Raw genomic sequence first — 768 nt, forward strand, 5'->3', positions numbered from 1 at the left:
CGCCCCGGCTCCGTCGAGGTCGACGCCTGTTCGGCCGCCGGGTGGTGGCGGGTCGGGGGAGGTCCTTGGTGGCGGTCTGGCGCCGAATCGTTCCCGCACTGTGACCAGGGTGAATCGGCTGGGTGAGGAGGTTGGGAACCTGACGGAGGACACCTCCAGGCGCGTGAACAGGCCGGGCGGGCATGGACGGCCCGCCGGTGATGTATCTGTGTCGAGGTCGGCCTCCGCGCCGTCGGCGCGTGGGCGCGGGAGGGGAACCCTGGTCGACCGGCTTCTGAGGCAGGACCCCATCCGGCAGGCGACCGTGGCGGGCCCGCACGGTCGGACCGGGCGTGAGGTGGATCCGCGGACGCCGGCGCCGCAACCGGGCCGTACGGGGCTCGGGGCTCGGGGGGGCTCTCCTCTCGTGCGGGAGCCGGGCGAACTCCTGCGCCGCAATGCGGTGGGCCGTGGCACCATGCCTCGCCGGGCACCGGGTGCCGGAGGCGTGAACTCCCTCGGTGAGCCGGTGTCGCACGGCCCCTCATTGCTGCGCTACCTGCCGAAGCTCCCGTCCGTGAGCGATGCCGCGCGTGGGCTGGAGGAGGCCCGTGGCTGGCTCAGCCGGTGGCTGGTGCCCTCGACCAGTGATTCGCACACTCCGGCGCAGGAGCTGAAGATTCGTGTCGAGCGGGAGGTGACGACGACCGAGGAGCGGTCAACGGATTCCGCCGTCCCGGAGGTGACGACGACCGAGGAGCGGTCAACGGATTCCGCCGTCCCGGAGGT

The 768-nt window shown here is 72.7% G+C and carries 1 protein-coding gene; it reads left to right on the plus strand.

All coding sequences use genetic code 11. The features are described from left to right. Positions 1–487: 487 nt before the first annotated feature. A partial coding sequence (locus AB0O11_RS36430; RefSeq protein ID WP_363395962.1) for a hypothetical protein occupies positions 488–768 on the plus strand: 281 nt, incomplete at its 3' end.

The organism is Kitasatospora sp. NPDC093102, assembly GCF_040683915.1.
Classification (GTDB): Bacteria; Actinomycetota; Actinomycetes; order Streptomycetales; family Streptomycetaceae; genus Kitasatospora.